Origin of the sequence: Burkholderia sp. 22PA0099 (assembly GCF_047497165.1) — a bacterium.
Lineage (GTDB): Bacteria > Pseudomonadota > Gammaproteobacteria > Burkholderiales > Burkholderiaceae > Burkholderia.
The window spans coordinates 1,996,506-2,022,318 of record NZ_CP163165.1 but is presented as its reverse complement, the minus strand read 5'-3'; the positions used below and the strand labels follow the sequence as shown (position 1 = coordinate 2,022,318).

Sequence of the window (25,813 nt, the reverse complement as noted above, 5' to 3'; positions counted from 1 at the left end):
TAGCAGACGGGACGCGGCCCGAAATGCAATCGGCGCCCGCGGGCGCCGATTGTGAATGCCTTGCGGATCTCGCAGGCCTTATTGCTGGGGCGTGCCGTCGTCGCGCAATGCGCGGCCACGCTTGGTCCACGCCACGAGGTTATGCGGGCGCAACGTGTCCCACTCCTCGAACGGCTGGTGAATCCACGGGTTCGTCTCCAGATGCTGGACGAAGTAATCGGGCTTCACCTTCGAACACGCCTTGTACCAAAGCACGGCGGAGCGCACGGCCGTGACCGACGGATAACGCTCCTTCAGATGCTGCTGCACGCGCGCCAACGTGACGCCCGAATCGACCAGATCGTCGACCAGCAGCACGTTGCCGGACAGATTGCCGCGCGTCATCGTGATGTACTGCGCGATGTCGAGATCGCCCTGCTGCGTGCCGGCGGCCTCGCGATACGAACTCGTCGCGAGGATCGCGAGCGGCAGATCGTAGATGCGCGACAGTTGATCGCCGACGCGCAGGCCACCGCGAGCGAGACACAGAATCTGGTCGAACTTCCAGCCCGATTCGTGCACCGCGAGCGCCAGCAGTTCGACGAGACGGTGATACTCGTCCCAGCCGACCCACAGGTTCCTGTCGTCATTGCGCGGATCGGACATCTCGATCGGCGCGCCGTGATGATTCTTTGCTTGCGTCATCGTGCGACCAGGCCTTGTATCTTTAAGCCTCGGACCAACTCGGGTAGCCCGAGCGGCCTCTGGGTTGAAACACGAAGCCCGTGACTGAGCACTGGGCGCCCGGGTTGGACCGTCCTTTCTTGCAGCCCGAACGGTTGTAGGAATGTAGAGTTCGCATAAACAAGGATGGGAGCGAAGGGACGTGTCCGATACTGTTTTCGTGGGAATCGATGTGTCGAGCCGGACGCTGGAGGTGGCCACCAGCACGCAAACTGCGACGTGGCAGGCAACCAACGACGCGGCCGGCATCGAACAACTGGTCAGTCAATTGCGTGAACTTCAGCCGGCGCTGATCGTGCTGGAGGCCACCGGCGGCTACGAGTTCGAGGCTGCGTGCGCACTTCAAGCCGTGGGCCTGGCCGTCGCCGTGGTCAACCCTCGCATGGCGCGCGACTTTGCGCGAGCCATGGGCGTGCTGGCCAAGACCGATGCGCTCGACGCCAGGATGCTGGCCGCCTTCGCTCGCGTGCTGCACCAGCATCCCGAGCGCGAGCGTTTCGTCAAACCGCTTGCCGATGCCGAACTCCAGCGGCTTCAAGCCCTGGTGCTGCGGCGTCGGCAACTGGTCCAGATGATCACCGGCGAGCGACAACGCTTGCGGCTTGCCCATGCTGCAGCCCGGGCCAGCCTCGAACGCGTCATCGATTTCCTCAAAAAGGAGCTCGACGACAGCGATACCGAGGTCGCCGCGCACGTTGCGCATCATCATGCCGAACTGGCGCGCACGTTGCGCAGCGTGCCTGGCATCGGCTCGACCAGCGTCGCCGTGCTGCTCGCCGAGCTGCCCGAACTGGGCAAGCTCGATCGCAGACGCATCGCAGCACTGGTCGGCGTGGCGCCGCTGAATCGCGATTCGGGGCTCATGCGCGGTCAGCGCAGCATCTGGGGCGGACGCGCCGACGTGCGTCGCACCCTGTACATGGCCACGCTCACTGGCGTGCGCTACAACCCTGTGCTGCGCGAGTACTACCAACGTCTCGTCCTCGCAGGCAAGCGAAAGAAAGTCGCTTTGGTCGCCGCCATGCGCAAGCTGCTGACGATCATCAATGCCGTCGCAAAACATCGCGTCGACTGGAATCCCGACTTTCATATCGCTTGACTCACAAGACGGTTGCTCAGACCTTGAACGGATGACGCAGCAGGATCGTTTCGTCGCGGTCCGGGCCGGTCGACACCATGTCGATCGGCACGCCGGCCACTTCCTGCACGCGCGTCAGGTACGCACGTGCGGTAGCGGGCAGCGCGTCCCACGTATTGATACCGACCGTGCTTTCCTTCCAGCCCGGGAAGGTTTCGTACACCGGCTCGCAACGGGCGACATCGGCGGCGCCACGCGGCAGCAGGTCGATATCCTTGCCGTCGATCTTGTAGCCCACGCAGAGGTGCACTTCATCGAAGCCGTCGAGCACGTCGAGCTTCGTCATGCAAAGGCCCGACACGCCGTTGATCTGGATCGAGCGGCGCAGCGCGGCGGCGTCGAGCCAGCCGGTACGGCGCGGGCGGCCCGTGACCGAACCGAATTCCTTGCCGACGTTGGCGAGCGTCACGCCGATCTGGCTCTGGCGAGCGGGGTTATCCGCGTCGTACAGTTCGCTCGGGAACGGGCCGGCGCCAACGCGCGTGCAATAGGCCTTGGTGATGCCGAGGATGTAGTTGAGCTTTTGCGGGCCGACGCCCGCGCCTGCCGCGGCCGCACCGGCCACGCAGTTGCTCGAGGTGACGAACGGATAGGTGCCGTGATCGATGTCGAGCAGCGTGCCTTGCGCGCCTTCGAACAGCAGGTTCTGGCCTTCGTGGTTGGCGTCGTACAGACGACGCGAGACGTCCGTGACCATCGGCTTCAGCCGATCGGCATAGCCGAGCATCGTGTCGAGCGTGGCTTGGAAATCGACGGCTGCGCCACCCAGGTACTGGGTCAGCACGAAGTTGTGGAAATCGAGGTTTTCGCGCAGGCGATCGGCGAAGGTCTTGGCGTCGAACAGATCCTGCACGCGCAGCGCGCGGCGGCCGACCTTGTCTTCGTACGCCGGGCCGATGCCACGGCCCGTGGTTCCGATCTTGTCGGCGCCGCGGCGTGCTTCGCGCGCCTGGTCGATCGCGACGTGGTACGGGAGGATCAGCGTGGCGGCTTCGGAGATGAACAGGCGCGACTGGACGTCGAGGCCCGCTTCTTCCAGCTCACCGATTTCCTTGAACAGCGCTTCGGGCGACAGCACGACGCCGTTGCCGATGTAGCAGGCGACGCCTGCGCGCATGATGCCGGAGGGGATGAGACGCAAGATGGTTTTCTTGCCGCCGATGATCAGGGTGTGGCCGGCATTGTGACCGCCCTGGAAACGCACGACGCCGTGAGCGTGGTCCGTCAGCCAGTCGACGATCTTGCCCTTGCCTTCATCACCCCACTGGGTTCCCACGACGACGACATTGCGCCCGGGAGTCACATTCACTGCGCTGGCAGACATGTTGATTCGTTAGCTGGTTAAAAACGTATTCTACCTAGGTTCGGCGCGGGTTCCGAATTTTTCCGTTTCGCGTCAACGGTATGGGCTCCGAAACAGCCGCGCCGCCGATATTTCAGCGGGGTTCGACGACCCACGCGCCGCCGCGCTCGACCAGTGTCCGGTCGCACGCGAACTCGTCGAGCACGTGATCGTGCCCCGGCAGTGCCTGGATCACGACCTCGCCCGCGTCGCGCAGCGCACCGACCGCCACGCGCAGCGCATCGTCCTGACGCCACGGCGCGAGGATCGCCGTGCCGCGCGCCTCGATCGGCGAAATCCGCGCGATTTCGCGCAGATCGAGCGAGAAGCCGGTAGCCGGACGCGCACGACCGTAAGCCTGGCCCACGTGGTCGTAACGGCCGCCGCGGGCGACCGCGTTCGGCACGCCGTCGACATAGGCCGAGAACATCGCACCGCTGTGGTACGCATAGCCGCGCAGGTCGGCCAGGTCGATCGCGACCTCGGCGCCCTGCACCTGCGCCGCGAGCTGCGCCAGATCGTCGAGCGCGCGCGTGATTTCGGGCAGCGCCGGCAACTGGCGGCGCGCTTCGTCGATCACCGACGCGTCGCCATACAGATGCGGCAGCAAGCGCAGCGCGGCACGCGTATCCGCCCCCAGATCCTCGGTCAGCTCATTGATCAGCGGCACGTCCTTGCCGGCCAGCGCGCCATACAACAGCTCGCCGCGCGACGCCGCCACGGCGTCGCGCGCGAACAGCGCGTTGAGCACGCCGGCATGGCACAGATCGAGACGGATCGTGCCGATGCCGGTCAGGCGCAGCGCGTCGAGCAACAACTGCTGCACTTCGAGATCGGCTTCGAGGCCGGCATGGCCGTACAGCTCGGCACCGATCTGGATCTGTTCGCGCGTGGCGTGCAGGCCGCGCGGGCGCGTATGCAGCACGTTGCCGGCGTAGCAAAGGCGCGTCACGCCCTGGCGATTCAGCAGGTGCGCGTCGATCCGCGCGACCTGCGGCGTCATGTCGGCGCGCACGCCGAGCGTGCGGCCCGACAGTTCGTCGACGAGCTTGAACGTGCGCAGATTCAGATCGTTGCCGCCGCCGGTCAGCAGCGACTCGAGATACTCGAGCAGGGGCGGCATCACCATTTCGTAACCGTACGAACGGAAGCGGTCGAGCAGCCTGCGACGCAGCTCCTCGATCTTGCGCGCTTCCGACGGCAGCACGTCGGCGATATTCTCGGGAAGTAACCAGGTCGACATCGTTACGGTCCTACGACAGGAAACAGCGGCGCGCACGGGCGCGCCGGATTTTGGAATCGGTGGGTGCCTGCGCCACGCGGTTCGGCAAGCGCCATCCAGGCGCCAGCAAGGCGGTTCGGGCAGGAACCGCGCCCCCGGGGCGGGCGGAAACGGGCCGGATCGGCGGCCGCGAAATCAGGTCGCGAAGACGAGCAGCACGAGGCCAATCACCATCACGATCAGGCCGCCGATCCGGATATGATGCGGCGGCCGCTCCGCTATTCTACGAAACGTATCGCGCCACGCGACCGGAAACACGAACGGGAACGCGCCTTCGACGATCAACATCAGCGCGAGCGCGAGCAACAGCGAACCGGCAATATCCATGCGGTATCGATGACGCCGCACATGGCGGCGCCCCTTCTCAGCGTCAGTGTTTGCGGGGAGCGGGAGCCGGCGTTGCGGCGCTGCCGCCCGTCGGACTGCGCATGAAACGGAAGAACTCGCTGTCCGGGTCGACGACGATCACGTCGTTGGCATGGAACGTGTTCCGGTATGCCTGCAGGCTGGCGTAGAACTGATAGAACTGCGGATCGCGGCCGTACGCATCGCCCGCGATCGACGCGGCCTTCGCATCGCCCTCGCCCTTGATCGACTGCGCCGATTGATAACCGTCGGCCAGGATCTGCTGTTGCTGGCGCATCGCATCGGCCTTGATCTGCTCGGCGCTCGCAGCACCTTCGGCACGCTGCGTATCGGCGCGCTCGCGTTCGGCGGCCGACATGCGGCGATACGCGGCCTCGGACGCGGCGGCAGGCAAATCCACACGCAGCAACGAGACATCGACGATCTCGACGCCGTAAGGCGCCACGGCGGTCTGCAGCGAGGCCTTCGCCTCATCGGCGATGGCCTGCTGCGCGCGGATCGCATCGGTCAGCGTGCGCGTCGAGAACGCCTGCGTCAACGCGCCCTTCAGCGACGACAGCAGCGGATCGACCACGTCGCGCGAGCCGGCATCGGTCTTCGCGTAATACTTGAGCGGATCGGTAATGCGGTAGCGCACGGCCGGGCTGACCAGCACGTCCTGCTTATCCGAGGTCGTGCAGCTTTGTGCATCGGCCCATTCGAGCGTCTGCAGGCGAGTGTCGACCAGCGCCGCAGTTTGCAGCGGCGGAGGCAGCTTCACGTGCAGGCCGGGGCCGAGCAGCGTGGGCTCGCCCTCGCCGCGTGCGGACAGCACGGCCGCGTGACGCGGATCGACGACGAACACGGTGGACGACGCGGCGAACGCGACGACGACGAGCGCAATGACAAGCGCGATGATTCGATTCATGTCTGGCGGTCCCCGTTACTGCAAATCGTCTTCGCGCGACCGGCTGCGGAACCCTTCGCGCGATCGCAGCGAATCGTCGCCGGCCGTGGCGCTGGCAGCACGCGCCGCGCTTGCGGGTGCCGCGGCAGAAACGGCGGCGGACGAACCGGCCGACGACGCTGCATTGGCCGCGCCGGCGCCAGCACCCGCATCGGATGCACCTGCGGCCACCGAAGCCGGCGCCGCACCGCTGGCAGCGGCCGCGTCGGCCACGCGCTGACGTTGTTGTTCGACGATCTTGTCGATCGGCAGATAGATGAGGCTGTTGCCCGACTTGTTGCCGACGTAGACCTTGGTCGCCTTCGAATAAATTTCCTGCATGGTGTCGAGATACATGCGCTCGCGCACCACCGCCGGCGCCTTCTCGTACTGTGCATAGACCTGCTGGTAGCGGTCGGCGTCGCCCTGCGCCTGCGTGACCACGCGATCGGCATACGCCTTGGCCTCGTCGACCAGCTTGGCCGCATCGCCACGTGCGCGCGGCAGCAGATCGTCGGCATAGGCCTGCGCGGCGTTCTTCGCAACTTCGCTGGCCTGACGCGCCTTCGCCACTTCGTCGACCGCCGATTGCACTTGCTCGGGCAATTGGGCGGCCTGAATCGTGATGCCGGTGACCACCAGGCCGGTCTGATCACGATCGAGATCGTGCTGGATCTGCGTGGTGAGTTGCGTGCGCAACGCATCACGATCGACGCCAATTACGTCGCTGGCCGCTTCCCCGCCAACGATGCGGCGAATCGCGGCTTGCGCCGACTGGCGCACGGCGAGTTCGGGATCGGCCGCGCGGAACAGATAATCAGCCGCCGAGCGAATCCGGTACTGAACGATGAAACGCACGTCGACGATACCGCCATCGCGCGTGAGCATCGACGCATCCTTGACGTTGGCGATGCGCACCACGTTGTTGCGACCGATTTCGGTGGAATGCACCTGCGCCGTATCGACGATTTCGTGCGACTCGAACGGATACGGCAGGCGCCAGTGAGCGCCCTGGCCGACCGTGCCGTGGTATTCGCCGAACTTCAGCACGACGCCCGTCTGGCCGTCCGGCACCATGAAGATGCCACTGCCCGCGTAGACCGCGACCAGCACGCCGATGACGATGCCGACACCGACGCGCGCAGCACGCCCGTTATCGGGGCGCATGCCGCGATTGCCACCGCCCTTGCCGCCGAACAGCCCCGACAGGCGGCGGTTGAAGTTGCGCCACATTTCGTCGAGGTCGGGTGGGCCGTCGCCATCGCGATCGGGTTGCGGGCGCTTCGGTTCGTTCTTGCGGGACTTGTCGCCATTGCTTTCGCCACGCCCCCAACGGGGATCGTTGATCGACAGCATCGGGCGCTTGCGCAGCCAGGAACTCCGCTCGTTGTAATCGTTCACCTGAGTTTGTTCACCAGAGTAGGTGCGACTGTCCGGCTGGCGCCGGCTAGTGCCCGTGTTCGGAAACCGTGTGGTCGTCGTGCGGTTCGTTCAGCGCGTTGCTGTCGAACCGAATGTCGCGCTCGGGCAGCGCCGTGCCGGACAGCGCATCGCTGGTCGCGATTTCGGCAATGGCGGCACGCAGCGTATCGAGTCCCTGGCCGGTGCGCGCGCTCAAAAAGACGCGCGAAATATTACCATACTCGTCACGCTCGACCGCGTCGCCACGGGCCGCGAGTTCGGGCACCGCGTCGATCTTGTTGAATACCAGCACCTGCGGGATCGAATCCGCGCCGATCTCGTGCAGGACATCGTTGACCTGCTCGATCTGTTCGAGGCGCACGGCACTTGACGCATCGACGACATGCAGCAGCAAATCGGCGTGGATGGTTTCCTCGAGCGTGGCACGAAACGCCGCAACCAGTTGGTGCGGTAGCTCACGGATGAAACCGACCGTATCCGACACGATGATCTGCCCGACCTCGTCGCCCAGATACACACGGCGGGAGGTGGTATCGAGCGTGGCGAACAACTGGTCGGCCGCGTAGGCTTGCGCTTTCGTCAGCGCATTGAACAGCGTGGATTTGCCCGCGTTCGTATAGCCCACCAGGGACACCGACACGGTGCGGTTGCGTTCGCGCTGACGGCGCTGCGTATCGTGCTGGCGACGCAGCTTTTCGAGCCGCGTCTTCAGCATCTTGATGCGTTCACCGATCAGCCGGCGGTCGGTTTCGAGCTGCGTTTCGCCGGGGCCGCGCAGGCCGATACCGCCCTTCTGGCGTTCGAGGTGGGTCCAGGCGCGGATCAGCCGCGTGGAGAGGTAGTGCAACTGCGCCAGCTCGACCTGCAGCTTGCCTTCGTGGCTGCGAGCGCGCTGCGCGAAAATATCGAGAATCAGGCTCGTGCGATCGACCACGCGACGGTTCAGCGTGCGTTCGAGATTGCGCTGCTGCGCAGGGGCGAGCGGGTGATTGAAGATGACGATGTCGACGCCGTTGGCATCGCAGGCGAGGCGCAGTTCTTCGGCCTTGCCGCTGCCGATGAACATGGCCGCATCGGGGCTGGAACGCTTGCCGGTCAGGGTGACCACCGGGCGCGCGCCCGCGCTGGAAGCGAGCAGACTGAGTTCTTCGAGACTGGCTTCGAAATCGGTCTTGCCGAAATCGATGCCGACTAACGCTGCGTTGATCAAATTATCGGGTGTCAAAGTAAGGCGGCTGGCGTGGATCGCCGGCGGCGAGCAACGCCAGCCGCAGCAATCGGGTTAGGAGGCCGCGCCTTCCGCGTCCGGGTGGAAGTTCACCGGGCGCGCCGGAACGACCGTCGAGATAGCGTGCTTGTAAACCATCTGGGTAACCGTGTTACGGAGCAACACGACGTACTGGTCGAACGATTCGATGTTCCCTTGCAGCTTGATGCCGTTGACGAGGTAAATCGACACCGGCACATGCTCCTTACGCAGTGCGTTCAAAAACGGGTCTTGTAACAATTGCCCTTTGTTGCTCATGGCTTACTCCATCTTTTTTGCAGGTTGATCTTGTAGATTGTCGGCGAAGAAAAAGAGATCCGCCGTCAATCGCTACACTATAGCCGATTTCGTTGCCCCCGCTCGGGAGCCGGCCATTCGGTCTAATCCCCTCAATCCTTGTCCGCATAAGGGTTCGTCGAGGATCGGAACTCTATCCGCAATGGAGTGCCGGTCAGCTCGAAAGTTTCCCGGAAACGGTTTTCGAGGTAACGCCGGTAGGTATCCGTGATCGCGTCGAGCGCATTGCCGTGCACCACGATGATCGGCGGATTCTGACCGCCCTGGTGGGCGTAGCGCAGCTTCGGCCGAACCGGGCCGCGACGGCGCGGCTGCTGGAATTCCACGGCCTCGATCAGCGCGCGCGTGAGCTTCGGCGTCGGCAGCTTCTTCATGGCCGCCGCGTAGGCGTCGTCGACCGAGCGCAACAACGGGCCGATACCGGTTTTCTCGGCAGCCGAGATGAAATGGAATTTCGCGAATTCGAGGAATTTCAGCTTGCGGGTCAGGTCGGCCTTGGTGCGCTCGCGCGTGTGCGAATCGAGCCCGTCCCATTTGTTCACGCCCACCACCAGCGCGCGGCCCTGCTCCACCACGAAGCCCGCGATGTGCGCGTCCTGGTCGGAAATATCCTGCTGGGCATCCAGCAGAAGAATGACGACGTTCGCATCCGAAATCGACTGCAGCGTCTTCACCACCGAGAACTTTTCGATCGCCTCGAACACCTTGCCGCGGCGGCGCAGGCCGGCCGTGTCGATCAGCGTATAGGGCTTGCCGTTGCGCTCGAAATCGACATAGATCGAATCGCGCGTGGTGCCCGGCATGTCGAACGCGATCACGCGATCCTCGCCGATCAGCGTATTGACGAGCGTCGACTTGCCGACGTTCGGGCGGCCGACGATGGCAATCTTCACACCGCGCGTCTGCGCCGCGTCGTCCGATTCCTCCGACTGACCCGCGTAGGCCACTTCGAGCGCCTCGCTGATCATGTCGTGGACACCATCGCCGTGCGCGGCCGAAATCGCGCGCGGGTCGCCGAGGCCGAGCTCGTAGAAATCGCTGGCCACCGCCGTGTACTTCATCCCCTCGGCCTTGTTGACGACCAGGAAGATCGGCCGGCCCGTCTTGCGCAGGTAGTCGGCAATCGACTTGTCCTGCGGGGCCAGGCCGTTACGGCCATCGACGATGAACACGACGATATCGGCTTCCGCGACGGCCTGGCGTGTCTGGCGCGCCATTTCGTGCAGGATTCCGTCCTTGGCGACCGGCTCGAAACCGCCCGTGTCGACCACGAGATAGGGGCGCTCGCCCACCCGGCCCTCGCCGTAATGGCGATCGCGGGTAAGGCCCGGCAGGTCGGCGACGAGTGCGTCGCGCGAGCGCGTGAGCCGGTTGAACAGCGTGGATTTCCCCACATTGGGGCGCCCGACGAGGGCAATGACCGGTTTCATTTGATGTCGTTTACGGTATTACGCAGGAGCGGGATGCCTGCCGCGCGGAGAACCGGCTGCGACGGGTGGCTGCGTTGAATGAAAATTAGCACGAATTCCGCGCCGCAATGGGCGCGCGCGTGCGACTCGCGCGACACGCGAACTCGGCGGCTGACCGCCGGGGCAGCGCGCCGGACCCGCCCGCTCGGGAGCGCCGGCGACAATTGCCGCACAAAAAAACACGCGCGGCCCGCGCCCTGGGGCGCCGGACCGCGCAATTCCAGCAAAATCGATCAGCGCGGACGGAAGCCGTAGACTTCGCCGTCATGCGTTTGCACGACCAGCGTATCGCCAGCCAGCACCGGCGCTGCCGTGATCGCGCTGCCGTCCGTCTTCATGCGTGCGACGAACGTACCGTCGTCGCGGGACAGGAAGTGGACAAAACCCTTGTAATCGCCCATCACCAAGGCGTGGCCCAGCAGATAAGGCACGCCGACGTCGCGGCTCTTGAGCTGATCATTGCGCCAAAGCTGCTTGCCCGACATCACGTCGTAGGCGGTCACGACCGACCAATCGTCGCCACCAGCCATCACAGTGTCATCCTGCGCCACACCGCTGCGGCTCGAGAACGATTTTTCCCAAAGCGGGCGGCCCGAATTCGCGTCGAAACAACCGATCTGGCCCTGGAACGTGACCGCACAGGTTTGTGCGCCGACCAGCGTAGGCGGCCCGCTCACGTCGTTGATGCGCTCGACCTCGGTCACGCCCTTCGGATAGGACACCGGCGTTTGCCAGTAGGCCTCGCCCGTCTGCAGGTTGATCGCCACCAGACCACCGCCCGGGAAACCGGCCAGCACGGCCGCGTCGCCCGCGAACGTCATGCCGGCCGAGACCCGCAGGTTCAGCGGCACCGCGCGGCTGCGGTACACCCACTTCTGCTCGCCCGTTTGCGCGGCGAATGCGATCACCTGGCCGTCGATCGTACGCACGATCACGAGACCGTTGCCGACCAGCGGCGGCGAGAAGATCTCGCCCTGTATGTTGGTCTGCCAAAGCTGCTTGCCGTCCGCGCCAAGCACGAACACGCCACCCTTGAGCGCACCCACCGCCGTCAGGGTGCCATCGCTGCCCACGCCGGCCGACAGGTCAGAACGCAGCTTGGTGTGCCAGACAGTCTGGCCGGTCTTGGCATCGATCTTCTCGACCGAGCCGTTCGCCGCGGCCACGAACACCGCATCGCCAACCGCAACCGGCGAGAACGAATAGCGCCCGCCCTTGCCCACGCTCGTCTTCCATGCCTGCGTCACATTGAGCGCGGGCTTGATCTCGGTGAGCGGCGTCGGCACGCGGCGCGCATCCTTGGTGGACGAGCACGCCGCCAGCGCGAGGACGGCAACTGCGCAGGCGATCGGAAGAACGTTACGTTTCAGCAAATTCATCGGTGAGCGAAGCTATCTAGAGTTGTGGAACGAGCGCGGACGCTCAGCTACCGAGCGCGTCGAGCTTGAACTGAACGAGCTGACGCGTGGACGTGTCTTGCTTCGGCAGGGATTCGAGCGCGAGCTGGTACGCTGCACGCGCATCGTCGCGTTTGCCCTGGGCGGCAAGCAAATCGCCACGACCATCCGCCACGAGAGGCTTGAAACTGTCGACGGGCGTGCCGCTCAACAGCGCGAGACCGGCGTCGTAGGCCTTTTCGTCGAGCAGCAACGAAGCCAGGCGCAGCTTCGCGACCTGCTTGTACGAATCGTCCTTCGCGTTGTCGATGGTCCATTGCAGCTGGGCTTTCGCACCGGCCGAATCGCCCGCATCGTACAGGCCCTTGGCGGCGGCCAGCGCCGTCATCGGCCCGTACGCCGTGCTGCCGTACTTGCTTTCCATGTCGGACGCGGCGCGCGCGATCTTGGCCTTGTCGCCGGAGCTGATGGCCTGCTGCACGGCCTCGTAGAACACCGAAGCCTCTGCCGCCTGATGGCGCTGCCAGTAATTCCAGCCGTTCCAGGCGGCGGCGACGACGAGCGCCGCAGTCAGGACCCAGGTCGTCAGGTTGCCCCAACGGGCCCACCAGGCTTTGACGCTTTCAATCGATTCTTGTTCGTCGTGATAACTCATCGGCTAGCGATTCCTTCTTCCTGCTTGTTGTCGAGCGAATCCGCTGCGATCAGTCGTCGCCGTCTTCGGCGGATGCAACCATCGCATTGATTAGAAATTCGGTCAAGTTCTCGACCGTTACCGTCTGCTGCTCGCTCTTCTCGCCCTCGCCGGCACCGCGCAGCGCCTTCACGCCCACCGTGCCATTCGCGACTTCGTCTTCGCCGAGGATCACCGCATAAGCCGCGCCGCTCGCGTCCGCGCGCTTCATCTGCGACTTGAAGCTGGCGGTGCCGCCGTCGGGGCTGCAGTGGAAAATCACGTCGAGGCCGGTGTCGCGCAGACGCTCGCCGATGATGAACGCCTGCTCGCGTGCCGCATCGCCCTGGTGAACGATGTAGACATCGACGCCTTCCTGCTCCGGTACGAGCTGGTCTTCCTTGAGCAGTTCGAGGATTCGCTCGACGCCCATCGCCCAGCCGCAAGCGCCCGTGGGCTTGCCACCGAGCTGCTCGATCAGCGGATCGTAGCGACCGCCCGCGGCCACCGTGCCTTGCGCGCCGAGCTTGTCGGTCACCCACTCGAACACGGTCAGGTTGTAATAGTCGAGGCCGCGCACGAGACGCGGGTTGATCGTGAACGGCACATTGTTGGACTTCAGCAGACGCTGCAGGCCTTCGAAGTGCGCACGCGAGGATTCGCCAAGGAAGTCGATCAGCTTCGGCGCGTTCTGTGCAATCTCCTGCAACGCCGGGTTCTTCGTGTCGAGCACGCGCAGCGGGTTCGTATACAGGCGACGCTTCGCATCCTCGTCGAGCACGTCGGCGAACTGCTCCAGGTACTTGATCAGCTCGACGCGGTGCGCGGCACGCTCCTCGGCCAGGCCGAGCGAGTTGATTTCGAGCTTGATGCCCATCAGGCCGAGGTCGTCCCACAGGCGCTGGCACATCATGATGATTTCGGCATCCGCATCGGGACCGGCGAAACCAAGCGCTTCCACGCCGACCTGATGGAACTGGCGATAGCGGCCGCGCTGCGGACGCTCATGGCGGAACATCGGGCCGATGTACCACAGACGCTTCGGGCCGTCGTACAGCAGGTTGTGCTCGATCGCGGAACGCACCACGGCAGCGGTGTTTTCCGGGCGCATCGTGAGGTGCTCGCCGTTCAGCGCGTCGGTGAAGCTGTACATCTCCTTCTCGACGATATCGGTCACTTCACCGATGCCGCGCGTGAACAGTTGCGTATGCTCGACGATCGGCGTGCGGATGTTCTGGTAGCCGTAGGCGCGCAGCAGCGACTTCACGGTCGCCTCGAAGAATTCCCACAATCCGGCATCCTGCGGGAGGATGTCGTTCATGCCCTTCACGCCCGTCAGTTTTTCGAGCTTTCGCTTGGTTTCGGTCATCTGATTTCGGTTGACGATTTATTGCTCGGCCGTTGCCTGGCCGTAATTGCGCGCGACGTAGTCGCTCACGATTTGCTGGAATTCCTCGGCGATGCGCTCGCCGCGCAGGGTCTTGACCTTCTCGCCATCGATGAACACCGGCGCGGCCGGGTTCTCGCCCGAACCCGGCAGGCTGATGCCGATGTTCGCGTGCTTCGACTCGCCCGGGCCATTGACGATGCAGCCCATCACCGCGACGTTCATCTTTTCGACGCCCGGGAAGGTCTTGCGCCATTCCGGCATTTGCTCGCGCAGGTAGGTCTGGATCTGCATCGCCAGCTCCTGGAACAGCGTGCTGGTGGTGCGACCGCAACCGGGGCATGCGATCACCATCGGCGCGAACGAACGCAGGCCCATGGTTTGCAGGATTTCCTGGCCGACCACCACTTCGCCCGTGCGCGGCGCGCCCGGCTCCGGCGTCAGCGAAATGCGGATCGTGTCGCCGATGCCTTCCTGGAGCAGCACGCCGAGCGCGGCCGTGGAAGCGACGATACCTTTCGAACCCATGCCGGCCTCGGTCAAGCCCAGGTGCAGCGCGAAGCCGCAACGCTTGGACAGCTCGCGATACACGGCGATCAGATCCTGCACGCCGCTGACCTTGCACGACAGGATGATCTTGTCACGGCCAAGGCCCAGTTCGACAGCACGTTCGCCCGAGCCGATCGCCGACTGGATCAGCGCTTCGTACATCACGCTCTGCGCATCCCACGGCGTGCTGCGCGCGGCGTTCTCGTCCATCATGCGCGCCAGCAGGTCCTGGTCCAGGCTGCCCCAGTTCACGCCGATCCGCACCGGCTTGTCGTACTTCACGGCCGCTTCGATCATCTGTGCGAACTGCGTATCGCGCTTCGCGCCCTGGCCGACGTTGCCGGGATTGATCCGGTACTTCGACAGCGACTCGGCACATGCCGGATGATCGCGTAACAACAGATGGCCGTTGTAATGAAAATCGCCGACCAGCGGCACCGACACGCCCATCCGGTCGAGCTGCTCGCGAATCGCCGGTACGGCCGCCGCCGCCTCGGGCGTATTGACCGTGATCCGTACCAGTTCCGAACCCGCGTTCGCCAGGTCCTTGATCTGGATAGCCGTGCCGATTGCATCGGCCGTATCGGTATTCGTCATCGACTGCACGCGCACGGGCGCGTCGCCGCCGATCGTTACCAGATTCCCGCCCCACCGGACATCCACCGCGTGCGAACGGCGACGCGGCGCGAAGCCGCCAAACACCGGCTCGGTTGAACAAATCTGACTGCTGCGTGGGGATTGAGCTTCGGATTGCATCGTTGGATCCATTTACGCCGGAAGCGCCACCCCTCGGGCGGCGCACGAATTGAAAAAGTGTCGTGCCCGGTCAGCCACGACACTTGCCGTCAGGGCAGCGCGAACCGCGCGACATTGCCCCGACCCGCCGAGTATTTTGCCGGATCGACGGTTTTTCCGTCGAACGTCACCGCGTCGAGGCCGGCGCGGTTGCCGATGGTGATGCGCAGCGGCGCTTCACCCGCGCCCTGACGCGTCTCGCCGGCCTTGGCCAGCCCCGACACGATTTCCTTGCCGTTCTTGTCGCGCACGCTGACCCAGCAATCCTGCTTGACCGTGATGCCGATCGTCGACTGGCCGGCAGCCGCCACGACGCTGGCGCCGTCGACGGCCGATGCCGTAGCGGGCGCGGCCGGATTCGCCGCAGCAGCAGGCGCGACCGATGCCGGTTGTGCCGGTGCAACGGCCGGTGCTGCGGCCGAAGCGGCACCGTCAATGGCAGCCGGAGCACGCTCGGTTGCGCTCGACGCCACTTCACCTGCCACCGTCGAACCGCCCACCGCAATCGCGGTGGAATCGGACGTCGCCGCAGCCTGAGCGGCCACCGACGAGGCTTGCTGCGCATCGGACGCGCCGACGCCGGCATTCGACTTGAAACGCGAGAGCCAATTTGCCGAATCGCCACCGGAATGCCACATGGCCGCGGCGATCACCGCCACGATCACGGCCAACACCGCCCACAGCCATGAACGACTGCGTGTGGAAGCACCAAGCGGAATCGATACCCGGCCGCGCGGCAGGCCCGTGCCGGCCGATGCCGGCATCGACAGATCGACTTCGGGGATGCCCTTTTCACGGCGCAACGCCTGCGCAAACGGCTCCGGATCGACACCGAGCATCTTCGCGTAACTGCGCACCACGCCGGCCGCGAACGTCGAACCCGGCATCTGGCTGATATCGCCGGCTTCGAGTGCGCGCAGCTTCGGCACGGCAACCTTCAAGCGAGACGAAACATCCGCGACCGACCAACCCTTCGCTTCACGAAGCTGCGCGAGGCGCGCCCCGACCGCCGCCAACGACTCCAACCCCGCCGATGCCGGCTTGTACTCGGCGTTCGTGTCTGCGCCTCTTGGCGGTTGCGGTTCGCTCATCCTATTCCTCGCGTCGATTCTTCTTCACTTGCGCAACCGCGCCGACACATCGCCGGCGCCGAAGCGCAACCTTTAAACAGAGGCAGGCCTGGCCTGCCCCGGATCGCTTTCGCGTTGCCCGGACCTCCCCGTCAGACGGCCCGGACCTCGATGATTTTCCCCGTTCCGGTCCGTTCCGCCAGGCGCGTGCGGTCTTTCACTGCGCCGGCGAGCTGCCCGCAGGCGGCATCGATATCATCGCCGCGCGTCTTGCGCACGGTGGTGACGACGCCGGCTTCGAGCAGAACCTGCGAGAACTGCTTGATTCGCTCGTTCTTCGAGCGCAGCAGCCCCGATTCGGGGAACGGATTGAAGGGGATCAGATTGAATTTGCACGGCACGTCGCGTGTGATGGCGAGCAGCTCGCGCGCATGCGCGTCAGTGTCGTTGACACCGTCGAGCATGCAGTATTCGAACGTAATGAAATCCCGCGGCGCGACATTCAAATAGCGCTGGCACGCGGCCATCAGCTCACGCAACGGATATTTCTTGTTGAGCGGCACCAGCTCGTCGCGCAGCGCGTCGTTCGGCGCATGCAGCGACACTGCAAGCGCCACCGGCAGCTCCGCGCCGAGACGATCCATCATGGGCACCACGCCCGACGTGGACAACGTGACACGGCGCCGCGACAGCCCGTAGGCGTTGTCGTCGAGCATCAGCCGCATCGCGGGCACCACGGCGCTGTAATTGAGCAGCGGTTCGCCCATTCCCATCATCACGACATTGGTGACGACGCGATCGGCCTTGCCGTTCGGCCCGGGCGCACGCCCGAGCGATTCACGCAGCGCGAATTCCGCCATGCGCAACTGGCCGACGATTTCGGCCGTCGACAGATTGCGCGAAAAACCTTGTTTTCCGGTCGAACAGAACCGGCAATTGACCGCACACCCCGCCTGCGACGAGACGCACAGCGTGCCACGCGTTTCTTCCGGGATGAACACGGTTTCGACCGCGTTGCCGTTGCCGACGTCGATCAGCCACTTGCGCGTGCCGTCCGACGAGACGTGATCGCTGGCGATATCGGGCATGCCGATGATCGCGCGACCCTTCAGCTTCTCGCGCAATGACTTGGCGAGATCGGTCATGCCGTCGAAATCGGCGGCATTGTATTGATGAATCCAGCGCTGCAACTGCTTGGCCCGGAACGGCTTCTCGCCCAGGCTGCCGCAATATGCGACGAGGCCCTCGGCGTCGAAGTCGAGAAGATTGACGGTAGTTTCGCTCGTCATGATGCCCTGCCTTGCTGCAAGCGCCGGATTCGCGTTACCCGCTTAGCGCGAGTAGACGTTCAAGCCTGCGAAGAAAAATGCGATTTCGACCGCGGCCGTTTCCGCTGCGTCCGAACCGTGCACGGCGTTCGCGTCGATGCTGTCGGCGAAATCGGCGCGGATCGTGCCGGCTTCTGCCTTCTTCGGATCCGTTGCACCCATCAGGTCACGGTTCTTCAGGATGGCGCCTTCGCCTTCCAGCACTTGGATCATCACCGGGCCCGAGATCATGAAATCGACCAGGTCCTTGAAGAACGGACGTGCTGCATGCACTGCGTAGAACTGCTCGGCTTCGCCGCGCGACAGGTGCGCCATACGAGCTGCGATGACCTTCAGGCCAGCGCCCTCGAAACGGCTGTAGATCTGACCGATCACGTTCTTTGCCACTGCGTCCGGCTTGATGATCGACAGGGTGCGCTCGATTGCCATAAAAACTCCAAAAAATTAAGAAGTTACGAATTCAAATGAATCCGCTATTGTAGCACGTTCCGATGTATCATTGCGATTGAACCCTTACACCATCGTAAGGTCGAAAACCGAGTATGCTGAGGCTTGCGCGTCGCGCGCGTGTCAGATCATTCGGTGGCCCTTGAAACCTTGGGCCGGCAGACCGATCTTATGCAGTGCGGCGCCCGGATTGCTGCAGCGCATTGCGATGCATCCGGTTCCCGATCGCTGTCACGTTCCATGCTAGGAGAAACCATGAACGACTATCCGTACAACTTCGGTCGCGGCGGCTCGCTGGCGTCGGCCGAGACCCGCAACCGTGTACTGCGCAATACCTACTGGCTGCTCGCGCTTTCGATGATCCCGACGGTCCTCGGCGCATGGGTCGGGGTCGCAACCGGTTTCTCGCTGTTCGCGGCCACCAGCCCGATGATGAGCCTGCTCGCCTTCTTCGCGATCGCGTTCGGCTTCATGTTCGCGATCGAGCGCACCAAGAACAGCAGCGCGGGCGTCTTCGTCCTGCTCGGCTTCACGTTCTTCATGGGCCTGATGCTGTCGCGCCTGCTCAGCTTCATCCTCGGCTTCTCGAACGGTCCGTCGCTGATCATGCTCGCCTTCGGTGGCACTGGCGTGATCTTCGCCGCGATGGCCACCGTCGCCACGGTCAGCAAGCGCGATTTCTCGGGCCTCGGCAAGTGGCTGTTCGTCGGCGTGATCGTGCTGCTGCTGGCGTCGGTCGCCAATGTGTTCCTGCACCTGCCGGCGCTGATGCTGACGGTGTCGGTACTGGCCATCGTGATCTTCTCGGCCTATATGCTGTTCGATGTCCAGCGCGTCGTGAACGGCGGCGAGACGAACTACATCACGGCCACGCTCGCGATCTATCTCGATCTGTACAACGTCTTCACGAATCTGCTCGCGTTGCTCGGCATCTTCGGCGGCAACCGCAACTGATCGCGGAACGCCTCCCACGAAAAACCGGCCCTCGGGCCGGTTTTTTCATGCCTGCGTGAAACGCTCCGGTCAGTCGCGCTCGAACACCGCGATCGATTCGACGTGAGACGTGTTCGGGAACATGTTGACCACGCCCGCGCCGCGCATCCGGTAACCGGCCTCGTGCACCAGCAGCCCGGCGTCGCGCGCCAGCGTCGACGGATTGCACGACACGTAGACGATCCGCTTCGGCAGCGGGCCCTCGCCGCTTTGTGCGATCTCGGCCAGCGCCTTTGATACCGCCAGCGCGCCCTCGCGCGGCGGGTCGACCAGAAACTTGTCGAATGCCCCCAGCGCGCGAATATCGTCGGCCGTGACTTCGAACAGGTTGCGACAGGCGAACGACGTATGGTCGTCCACGCCATTTTCCTTCGCGTTGGCCAGCGCGCGCGTGGTCAGCGCCTCGCTGCCTTCGATCCCCACCACCTCGCGCGAGAGACGCGCCAGCGGCAACGTGAAGTTGCCGATGCCGCAGAACAGGTCGAGCACGCGATCGTTGCGCTGCGGTGCCAGCAAACGCAACGCCCGGCCGACCAGCACGCGATTGATCTGATGGTTGACCTGCGTGAAATCGGTCGGCTTGAACGGCATCCGGATATTGAATTCCGGCAGCGTATAGTCGAGCGACTTGTCGAGCGGATAGAACGGGAACACCGTATCCGGCCCCTTCGGCTGCAACCAGAACTGCACGTCATGCGCATCGGCAAACGCGCGCAGCAAGGCTTCGTCGTCCGAATTGATCGGCTCCAGCACGCGCAGCACGAGCGCCGTGACGCTCGACCCGACGGCCAGCTCGATCTGCGGCATGCGGTCGCTGATCGACAGGCCCGCCACCAAGTGACGCAGCGGCACGAGCATGGCCGACACATGCGGCGGCAACACTTCGCAGCTCGTCATGTCGACGACGTAGCTGCTCTTCTTCTCGTGGAAACCAACCAGCACGCCGCCCTTCTTCGGCACATTGCGCACGGTCAGCCGCGCCCGGTAACGATAGCCCCAGGCCGGCCCGTGGATCGGCGAGAACATCGTTTCGGCGCGCAGCTTGGCCAGGTGCCACAGGTTGTCTTCGAGCACGCGCTGCTTGATCGCAACCTGCGCGCGCACGTCGAGATGCTGCATCGAGCAGCCGCCGCAGGTGCCGAAGAATGCGCATTTCGGCTCCACGCGCATCACGCTCGGACGCAGAATATCGACAACGGTGGCCTGCTCGTAGCTCGGCTTGCGGCGATAGCTCGAATACGTGACACGTTCGCCGGGCAACGCGCCCTCGACGAAGATCACCTTGCCGGGCTCGCCGTCCTCGTTCACAAGACGCCCGACGCCGCGCGCCTCATGGTCGAGCGATTCGATCTCGATGGGCGCGCTGACATGCACGACGGGCGCGTTCCGGGATTTGCGCGCGGGAGTGGGGGCGGCTTCAGACACCAGCTTTTCCTGACATTCGTTTGTGGGAAGGCGAGATTGTAGACGAATGGCCGACCGCGATTGGAGATTCGACATGCAACTGCTCAACTGGAACGTTCAATGGGGCCGAGACGCCAGCGGCGTGGTCGATCTGGGTCGCACCGTCGCCGAGGCGCGCGCGCTGGCCGATTTCGACGTGCTCTGCCTGCAGGAACTGACGCGTGGCTTCGGCGCGCTGCCCGGCGGCCCCGGCCCGGATCAATTCGCCGAGCTGGCCGCGTTGCTGCCAGGCTTTGCGGTGATCGAGGCGATTGCCGTCGATCTGCCGCCTGCGGCAACCGGTGCGCCAAGGCGTCAATTCGGCAACGCAATCGCGACGCGGTTGCCGCTCGGGCGCATCATGCGTCACACGCTGCCGTGGCCGGCTGACGTTCGCACGCCGTCGATGCCGCGCGTGGCGCTCGAAGTCAACGTCGAAACCGAGACAGGGCGGCCTTTGCGGATCGTCACCACGCATCTGGAGTTTTACTCGGCGGCGCAGCGGCTCGCACAGGTCGAAGCGCTACGCGATCAGCACCACGAAGCGGCCGGACACGCGCATCATCCGGCGCGGGCCGAAACGCGCGACGGGCCGTTCGCGGCCTCGGGGCGCGCGCTCGATGCGGTGCTCTGTGGGGATTTCAACAGCGCGTATCGCGACGACGCGTACCGGCGCATGCTCGCACCGATCGACGGCGACCCCGGCTTCGTCGACGCCTGGGTGCACCGGCATCCGGGCGAAACGCCACCACCGACCGCCGGTGTCTACGACACGGTGCAATGGCAAGACGGCGCGATGACCTGCGATTTCGTGTTCGTGACGGACACGCTGCTCGATCGCGTCGCACGCTGTGAAATCGACGGCGCGACGCGCGCCTCCGATCATCAACCGATCCTGCTGGAACTGCACGACTGAACGCGACGCCACCGATGCCGGCGCACGGTCACGCCTTCGGGAATGCCGCGAGGTATTCGGCCCAATGCGGCGCGGGTTCAGCGACGAGCGCGTCCTTCACGATCTGCACTTCCTCGGCGTATTCGGCCGGCGCCAGCCCGCCGCGCATCAACTGGAAGCGGCAGTAAAGCAGATAGGTATTCACGACGTCGGTTTCGCAGTAACTGCGGATCGCCTCGATCTCGCCCGCCCGAAACGCCTCCCACACCTGGCTGCCGTCCATGCCGAGCTTGCCCGGAAAGCCGCACAGCTTGGCCAGCGCGTCGAGCGGTGCGGCGGCGCGCGGCTGATAGAGCGCGAGCAGATCCATCAGATCGGTGTGGCGCGTGTGATAGCGCGACAGGTAGTTGTTCCACTTGAACTCACGATCGTCCTCGCCCAGATCCCAGTAACGCGGGGCGGGGATGCCGTGCACCAGCGCCCGGTAGTGGAGCACCGGCAGATCGAAACCGCCGCCGTTCCACGACACGAGCTGCGGCGTGTATTTCTCGATGATCCGGTAGAACGACTGGATCAGGGCGGCTTCGCTGTCCTGCGCCGTGCCGAGCGAGCGTACGCGAAAGCCGCTCTTGTCGCGAAACACGCAGGAAATCGCGGCGACGCGCTGCAGGTGGTGCGGCAGGAAATCGCCGCCCGTCTTTTCGCGGCGCGCCTCGAACGCATGTTCGGCCACTTCCTCGTCGCTGAGGTCGGGCGGGAGATCTTCAAGACGGCGAATGCCGTCGACATCGGGGATCGTCTCGATGTCAAAAACCAGAATCGGTGTCATCAATGACTTACAGGACGGCGTCCTTGCGAACGCCATTGGAGGCAAAAAACCGCTTCAGGCGCACCAGTGCTTCCTGCTGGATTTGCCGCACGCGCTCGCGGGTCAGCCCCATCTCGTCGGCCAGCTCTTCGAGCGTGGCCGGTTCGATGTTGTTCAGGCCGAAACGCCGCTCGATCACATGGCGGTGCTTGTCGGACAGCCGCGACAGCCACGCGCGCGTCAAGGTTTCGAGCTCGCGGTGCTGCACTTCGGCGTCGGGAGACTGGCCCTGGTCGTCGGGCAGCAGATCCAGCAGGCTGCTGGCCGGATCCATGTCGAGCGGCGCGTCGAGCGACGCGGTGTGCTCGTTCAGCGCGAGGATGTCGGTCACTTCCTCGGCCGTCTTGCCCGTCAGGTAGGCGATGTCGTCGATGCTGGCCTCGCGGCGCTCGGCCGCCTCGCCCGTCGACATCGAATTCTTTTCGAGGTGGCGCTTGGCACGCAGCACCTGGTTCAGCTCGCGAATCACATGCACCGGCAGCCGCACGGTGCGCGCCTGGTTCATGATGGCGCGCTCGACGCTTTGCCGGATCCACCAGGTGGCATAGGTCGAAAAACGGAAGCCGCGCGTGGGATCGAACTTCTCGATCGCATGCATCAGGCCGAGATTGCCCTCCTCGATCAGATCGAGCAGCGGCACGCCGCGATTCAGATAGCCTTTTGCGATGCTGACCACGAGCCGCAGATTGCGCTCGATCATCACCTGCCGTGCCTCGAACTCACCGGCCTTGGCCCGCCGCGAGTAATGCTGCTCTTCCTCGACGGTCAGAAGCGGCTTGACGCTGATGCGGTTCAGGTAATGCTGGATGGTGTCGGCGGTGAGTTCCGCCTGCATGATCGCGCGGAAATCGTCGGGCTCGGGCGCGCTCTCGCCACCGCTGCCGCGTGTTCCGCGTTCGCCGTCGTTATCGTCCGAATCGGCTTCGCGCGCTTCGTAATCGCGCTCCGGCTCGGAGGCATCGTCATCATCCTGCTTCGAAGCGCCAGCCCGTCCCACCGATGCTTGCGTGGCACGACTGATCTTCTCAGACTCGGCTTGCGGCTCGTGGCGCTTCGATTTCGGCATGATCGTCTCGGCTATTGAGGCGGCAGATACTTCAGCGGATCAACAGGCTTGCCCTGGCGGCGAACCTCGAAATGCAACATCACGCGGTCGGAATCGCTGTTGCCCATCTCGGCGATTTTCTGGCCTTTCGTGACGGAATCCCCCTCTTTTACCATCAAAGCGCGGTTGTGTGCATACGCCGTGAGATAGGTCGGATCGTGCTTGATGATAATGAGATTGCCGTAACCGCGCAGACCGTTACCGGCATAGACCACGCGGCCGTCTGCCGCGGCCTTGACCGGCGTGCCCGCCGTGCCGCCGATATTGAGACCCTTGTTCTTCGAGTCGTCGAACTGATTGAGGATCGGGCCGCGCACCGGCCACGCGAACGACACCGAACCCGAGCTGGCGCTCGGCGCTGCGCCCGGCGTCGGCGCAGCGGCGACCGGCGGCACCGCGTTGCCGGCCGGCGCGCCGTTCGCACCGTTCGCACCGTAGATCGGCGGCATCGCCGGGCCGCTCGACAGCGGTGGCACCGGGGCGTTCGAAGCACCCGGCGGCGGCATCGCGCCCGCGACGGCGCCGTTCGGCGGTGCAACGCGCAGCAGTTGATCGACTTCGATCTGATTCGGGTTCGACAGGTTGTTCCACGAGGCGATGTCGCGGTAATTCTGGCCGTTTTCCAGGGCGATCCGATACAGCGTATCGCCCGGTTTCACGCGGTAATAGCCGGGCGGCGGCGGGCCGAGCGGCACGGCCGGCTGCGTGGCGGCCAACGGCGCCGACGGCGACGTGCCGAGTGCGCCGGAGCGATCCACCACCGGCGCCGGGTCCATGCGCGATGCGCAAGCGGCAACGAGCAGGAGTGCGGCTGCACAGATGGCGCGCTGGCCGATTCGCTGGCCGGATGTCAGCGGAATAGTCGATTGTTTGTTTTGCATCGCGCGCAACGTAATCATCAGTGTCAAATCACTCCGGATTTTAAAGGGACAAAGAAAACGCGATCAAGTCGCGACTCTCGCCATTGCGTCGGCCCGACGCGTTCGACGAGCGTCAGCACTTGCGAATCGCCGCTCTGCGCGCCGACCGGCGCGACCAGCCGGCCGCCCACGGTCAGTTGCTCGAGCAGCGCTTGCGGTATATCCAAGCCGGCCGCCGCGATCACGATCGCATCGAACGGCGCGGCCGCGGGCAAGCCGAGGCGGCCGTCGCCGTAATGCAGCCGGATGTTCGGCACGCGCAATGGCCGGAGATTGCGTTTCGCGCGTTCGAACAAGGGTTTCACGCGCTCGATCGAATAGACGTCGCGCGCGAGATGACTCAATACCGCAGCCTGATAACCGCAGCCGGTGCCGATCTCGAGCACGCGCTCGGGCGAACGGCCCGCGAGCGCCAGTTCGATCATGCGCGAGACCACGGACGGCTTCGAAATCGTTTGCTGATGGCCGATCGGCAATGCCGCATCTTCGTATGCCTGCGCGGCCAGGCCGGGATCGACGAACAGATGGCGCGGCACGGCGGCCATCGCGGCCAGCACGCGCGTATCGGTGATGCCGTTCGCGCGCAGTCGTTCGACCATGCGCTCGCGAACCCGTTCCGAGGTCAGCGCCAGCGCACCGGTCACGGCGAGTTTTCCCGCATGAGCGGCGCCCTTCGCAACCGCTGCCGAGGCAGTGTTGCCCTGCAGCGCCGCGCGCGCCAGGCCGGCCGGCCGCGCCGGCGACCCGGCCACCGACGCGCCGAGCGTCGGCCGTGCGGGCGAGGCCGGATGGGATCGCTCGTTCGTGCGGGCGGCCGCCTTGCGCGGCGCCCGCTTCAGATCCTCGAGCGCAAGCGGAAACCGCTTGGCGCGCTCGCCGCTCATGCGACGTCGCTCCGCGAGTGCGCCCAATCGCGCGTCGCAGCCAGTTTCTGCGTATCGGTAAGGTCGAGCTGCAACGGCGTAATCGACACATGGCCGTTCGCCGTCGCGTGGAAATCGGTGCCCTCGCTCGCGTCGAGCGCGGCACCCGTGGCGCCGATCCAGTAGATCGCCTCGCCGCGCGGGTTGTTCTGGCGGATCACCGGTTGCGACGGGTGACGCTTGCCGAGCCGCGTGACCTGCCAGCTCTTGAGCTGCTCGTACGGTAAATTCGGGATATTGACGTTCAGAAAAGGCTGGCCCGGCATCGGCGTTTCGATGAAATGCCGGACGATGTCGGCGGCCACGCGCGCGGCCGATTCCAGTTCAACCCAATCCTTGTCGACCAGCGAGAACGCGATGGCCGGGATGCCGAACATGATGCCTTCGGTGGCGGCGGCGACGGTGCCCGAATAGAGCGTGTCGTCGCCCATGTTCTGCCCGTTGTTGATGCCCGACACGACGAGGTCGGGCCGACCCTCGAACATCCCCGTCAGCGCGAGGTGGACCGAGTCGGTCGGCGTGCCGTTCACGTAATGAAATCCGGTGGTGGCCGAGCGATGCAGCGACAGCGGCCGCGACAGCGTCAGGGAGTTCGACGCCCCGCTGCAATTCTGCTCGGGCGCCATCACGGTCACATCGGCGAACGGACGCAGCGCTTCGTAGAGCGCGGCCAGGCCGGGCGCCAGATAACCGTCGTCGTTGCTGAGTAGGATTCGCATCCGGCGATTGTAACCGAGGAAACATGGCGTGCGAACGACAGTCCGGCCACCTGCCGGCGCATCGCTGCGC

25 protein-coding genes are annotated in these 25,813 nt (G+C 64.8%); 3 read left to right on the top strand and 22 right to left on the bottom strand.

Annotation, left to right across the window (positions count from 1 at the left end; all coding sequences use genetic code 11):
* Positions 1-78 precede the first annotated feature (78 nt).
* Positions 79-684 (bottom strand): phosphoribosyltransferase, encoded by a 606-nt coding sequence (locus AB4851_RS24640; protein WP_414445418.1) that lies wholly within the window; start codon positions 682-684, stop codon positions 79-81.
* Positions 685-865: 181 nt separating this feature from the next.
* Here AB4851_RS24640 and AB4851_RS24635 point away from each other — a divergent pair, with 181 nt between their 5' ends.
* Positions 866-1,822: an IS110 family transposase gene (locus AB4851_RS24635; RefSeq protein WP_414446788.1), complete on the top strand. Its 957-nt coding sequence runs from the start codon at positions 866-868 to the stop codon at positions 1,820-1,822.
* Between the two features lie 16 nt (positions 1,823-1,838).
* On the opposite strand, the gene AB4851_RS24630 is transcribed toward AB4851_RS24635, so the two are convergent.
* The 15 genes from AB4851_RS24630 to ndk form a co-directional block, all read right to left on the bottom strand.
* Entirely contained in the window at positions 1,839-3,185 is a 1,347-nt protein-coding gene (locus tag AB4851_RS24630; protein WP_414445419.1) for an adenylosuccinate synthase, read from the bottom strand.
* A 112-nt stretch (positions 3,186-3,297) separates the two neighbouring features.
* Entirely contained in the window at positions 3,298-4,446 is a 1,149-nt protein-coding gene (locus tag AB4851_RS24625) for an ATP phosphoribosyltransferase regulatory subunit (protein ID WP_414451799.1), read from the bottom strand.
* A gap of 174 nt (positions 4,447-4,620) precedes the next feature.
* Positions 4,621-4,812: a DUF2065 domain-containing protein gene (locus AB4851_RS24620; RefSeq protein WP_414451798.1), complete on the bottom strand. Its 192-nt coding sequence runs from the start codon at positions 4,810-4,812 to the stop codon at positions 4,621-4,623.
* A gap of 43 nt (positions 4,813-4,855) precedes the next feature.
* Positions 4,856-5,758 (bottom strand): protease modulator HflC, encoded by a 903-nt coding sequence (hflC, locus tag AB4851_RS24615; protein WP_414451797.1) that lies wholly within the window; start codon positions 5,756-5,758, stop codon positions 4,856-4,858.
* A 15-nt stretch (positions 5,759-5,773) separates the two neighbouring features.
* Entirely contained in the window at positions 5,774-7,177 is a 1,404-nt protein-coding gene (hflK, locus tag AB4851_RS24610) for an FtsH protease activity modulator HflK (protein ID WP_414451796.1), read from the bottom strand.
* Between the two features lie 46 nt (positions 7,178-7,223).
* On the bottom strand, positions 7,224-8,423 hold the full coding sequence (hflX, locus tag AB4851_RS24605; protein ID WP_414451795.1) for a GTPase HflX: 1,200 nt from the start codon (positions 8,421-8,423) through the stop codon (positions 7,224-7,226).
* 57 nt (positions 8,424-8,480) lie between these two features.
* A complete protein-coding gene (gene hfq / locus AB4851_RS24600) occupies positions 8,481-8,723 on the bottom strand; it encodes an RNA chaperone Hfq (protein WP_206126773.1) in 243 nt (80 codons plus the stop codon).
* 131 nt (positions 8,724-8,854) lie between these two features.
* Positions 8,855-10,192 carry a ribosome biogenesis GTPase Der gene (der, locus tag AB4851_RS24595; RefSeq protein WP_414445425.1) on the bottom strand — a complete coding sequence of 446 codons (1,338 nt, stop codon included), beginning with the start codon at positions 10,190-10,192 and terminating at the stop codon, positions 8,855-8,857.
* A 272-nt stretch (positions 10,193-10,464) separates the two neighbouring features.
* A complete protein-coding gene (gene bamB / locus AB4851_RS24590) occupies positions 10,465-11,610 on the bottom strand; it encodes an outer membrane protein assembly factor BamB (protein WP_414445426.1) in 1,146 nt (381 codons plus the stop codon).
* A gap of 43 nt (positions 11,611-11,653) precedes the next feature.
* Complete coding sequence (locus AB4851_RS24585) at positions 11,654-12,283, bottom strand: tetratricopeptide repeat protein (RefSeq protein ID WP_414445427.1); 630 nt, start codon at positions 12,281-12,283, stop codon at positions 11,654-11,656.
* A gap of 49 nt (positions 12,284-12,332) precedes the next feature.
* On the bottom strand, positions 12,333-13,670 hold the full coding sequence (hisS, locus tag AB4851_RS24580) for a histidine--tRNA ligase (RefSeq protein ID WP_414445428.1): 1,338 nt from the start codon (positions 13,668-13,670) through the stop codon (positions 12,333-12,335).
* An 18-nt stretch (positions 13,671-13,688) separates the two neighbouring features.
* Positions 13,689-14,993 carry a flavodoxin-dependent (E)-4-hydroxy-3-methylbut-2-enyl-diphosphate synthase gene (gene ispG, locus AB4851_RS24575; protein ID WP_414445429.1) on the bottom strand — a complete coding sequence of 435 codons (1,305 nt, stop codon included), beginning with the start codon at positions 14,991-14,993 and terminating at the stop codon, positions 13,689-13,691.
* A gap of 89 nt (positions 14,994-15,082) precedes the next feature.
* Positions 15,083-16,123 (bottom strand): helix-turn-helix domain-containing protein, encoded by a 1,041-nt coding sequence (locus AB4851_RS24570; protein WP_414451794.1) that lies wholly within the window; start codon positions 16,121-16,123, stop codon positions 15,083-15,085.
* Between the two features lie 131 nt (positions 16,124-16,254).
* On the bottom strand, positions 16,255-17,391 hold the full coding sequence (rlmN, locus tag AB4851_RS24565; protein WP_414445431.1) for a 23S rRNA (adenine(2503)-C(2))-methyltransferase RlmN: 1,137 nt from the start codon (positions 17,389-17,391) through the stop codon (positions 16,255-16,257).
* A 42-nt stretch (positions 17,392-17,433) separates the two neighbouring features.
* Positions 17,434-17,859, bottom strand: a complete 426-nt coding sequence (gene ndk / locus AB4851_RS24560; RefSeq protein WP_414451793.1) for a nucleoside-diphosphate kinase — start codon at positions 17,857-17,859, stop codon at positions 17,434-17,436.
* 273 nt (positions 17,860-18,132) lie between these two features.
* Between ndk and AB4851_RS24555 the strand changes: the two genes are divergently transcribed.
* Positions 18,133-18,831 carry a Bax inhibitor-1/YccA family protein gene (locus AB4851_RS24555; RefSeq protein ID WP_414451792.1) on the top strand — a complete coding sequence of 233 codons (699 nt, stop codon included), beginning with the start codon at positions 18,133-18,135 and terminating at the stop codon, positions 18,829-18,831.
* 69 nt (positions 18,832-18,900) lie between these two features.
* On the opposite strand, the gene rlmD is transcribed toward AB4851_RS24555, so the two are convergent.
* Positions 18,901-20,295, bottom strand: coding sequence for a 23S rRNA (uracil(1939)-C(5))-methyltransferase RlmD (gene rlmD / locus AB4851_RS24550; protein ID WP_414445434.1), 1,395 nt, complete (start codon positions 20,293-20,295; stop codon positions 18,901-18,903).
* Positions 20,296-20,368: 73 nt separating this feature from the next.
* Here rlmD and AB4851_RS24545 point away from each other — a divergent pair, with 73 nt between their 5' ends.
* Complete coding sequence (locus AB4851_RS24545; RefSeq protein ID WP_414451791.1) at positions 20,369-21,229, top strand: endonuclease/exonuclease/phosphatase family protein; 861 nt, start codon at positions 20,369-20,371, stop codon at positions 21,227-21,229.
* 28 nt (positions 21,230-21,257) lie between these two features.
* Here AB4851_RS24545 and AB4851_RS24540 read toward each other — a convergent pair whose 3' ends face one another.
* The 5 genes from AB4851_RS24540 to surE are packed head-to-tail and all read right to left on the bottom strand — an operon-like array spanning position 21,258 to position 25,743.
* Entirely contained in the window at positions 21,258-22,037 is a 780-nt protein-coding gene (locus AB4851_RS24540) for a 3'-5' exonuclease (RefSeq protein WP_414451790.1), read from the bottom strand.
* 7 nt (positions 22,038-22,044) lie between these two features.
* A complete protein-coding gene (gene rpoS / locus AB4851_RS24535) occupies positions 22,045-23,142 on the bottom strand; it encodes an RNA polymerase sigma factor RpoS (protein ID WP_414451789.1) in 1,098 nt (365 codons plus the stop codon).
* A gap of 11 nt (positions 23,143-23,153) precedes the next feature.
* Positions 23,154-24,080 carry a peptidoglycan DD-metalloendopeptidase family protein gene (locus tag AB4851_RS24530; protein ID WP_414451936.1) on the bottom strand — a complete coding sequence of 309 codons (927 nt, stop codon included), beginning with the start codon at positions 24,078-24,080 and terminating at the stop codon, positions 23,154-23,156.
* A 5-nt stretch (positions 24,081-24,085) separates the two neighbouring features.
* Positions 24,086-24,985, bottom strand: a complete 900-nt coding sequence (locus AB4851_RS24525; protein WP_414451788.1) for a protein-L-isoaspartate(D-aspartate) O-methyltransferase — start codon at positions 24,983-24,985, stop codon at positions 24,086-24,088.
* Positions 24,982-25,743, bottom strand: coding sequence for a 5'/3'-nucleotidase SurE (gene surE, locus AB4851_RS24520; RefSeq protein ID WP_414451787.1), 762 nt, complete (start codon positions 25,741-25,743; stop codon positions 24,982-24,984). Before surE ends, AB4851_RS24525 begins: the two co-directional genes overlap by 4 nt.
* Between the last annotated feature and the right edge of the window lie 70 nt (positions 25,744-25,813).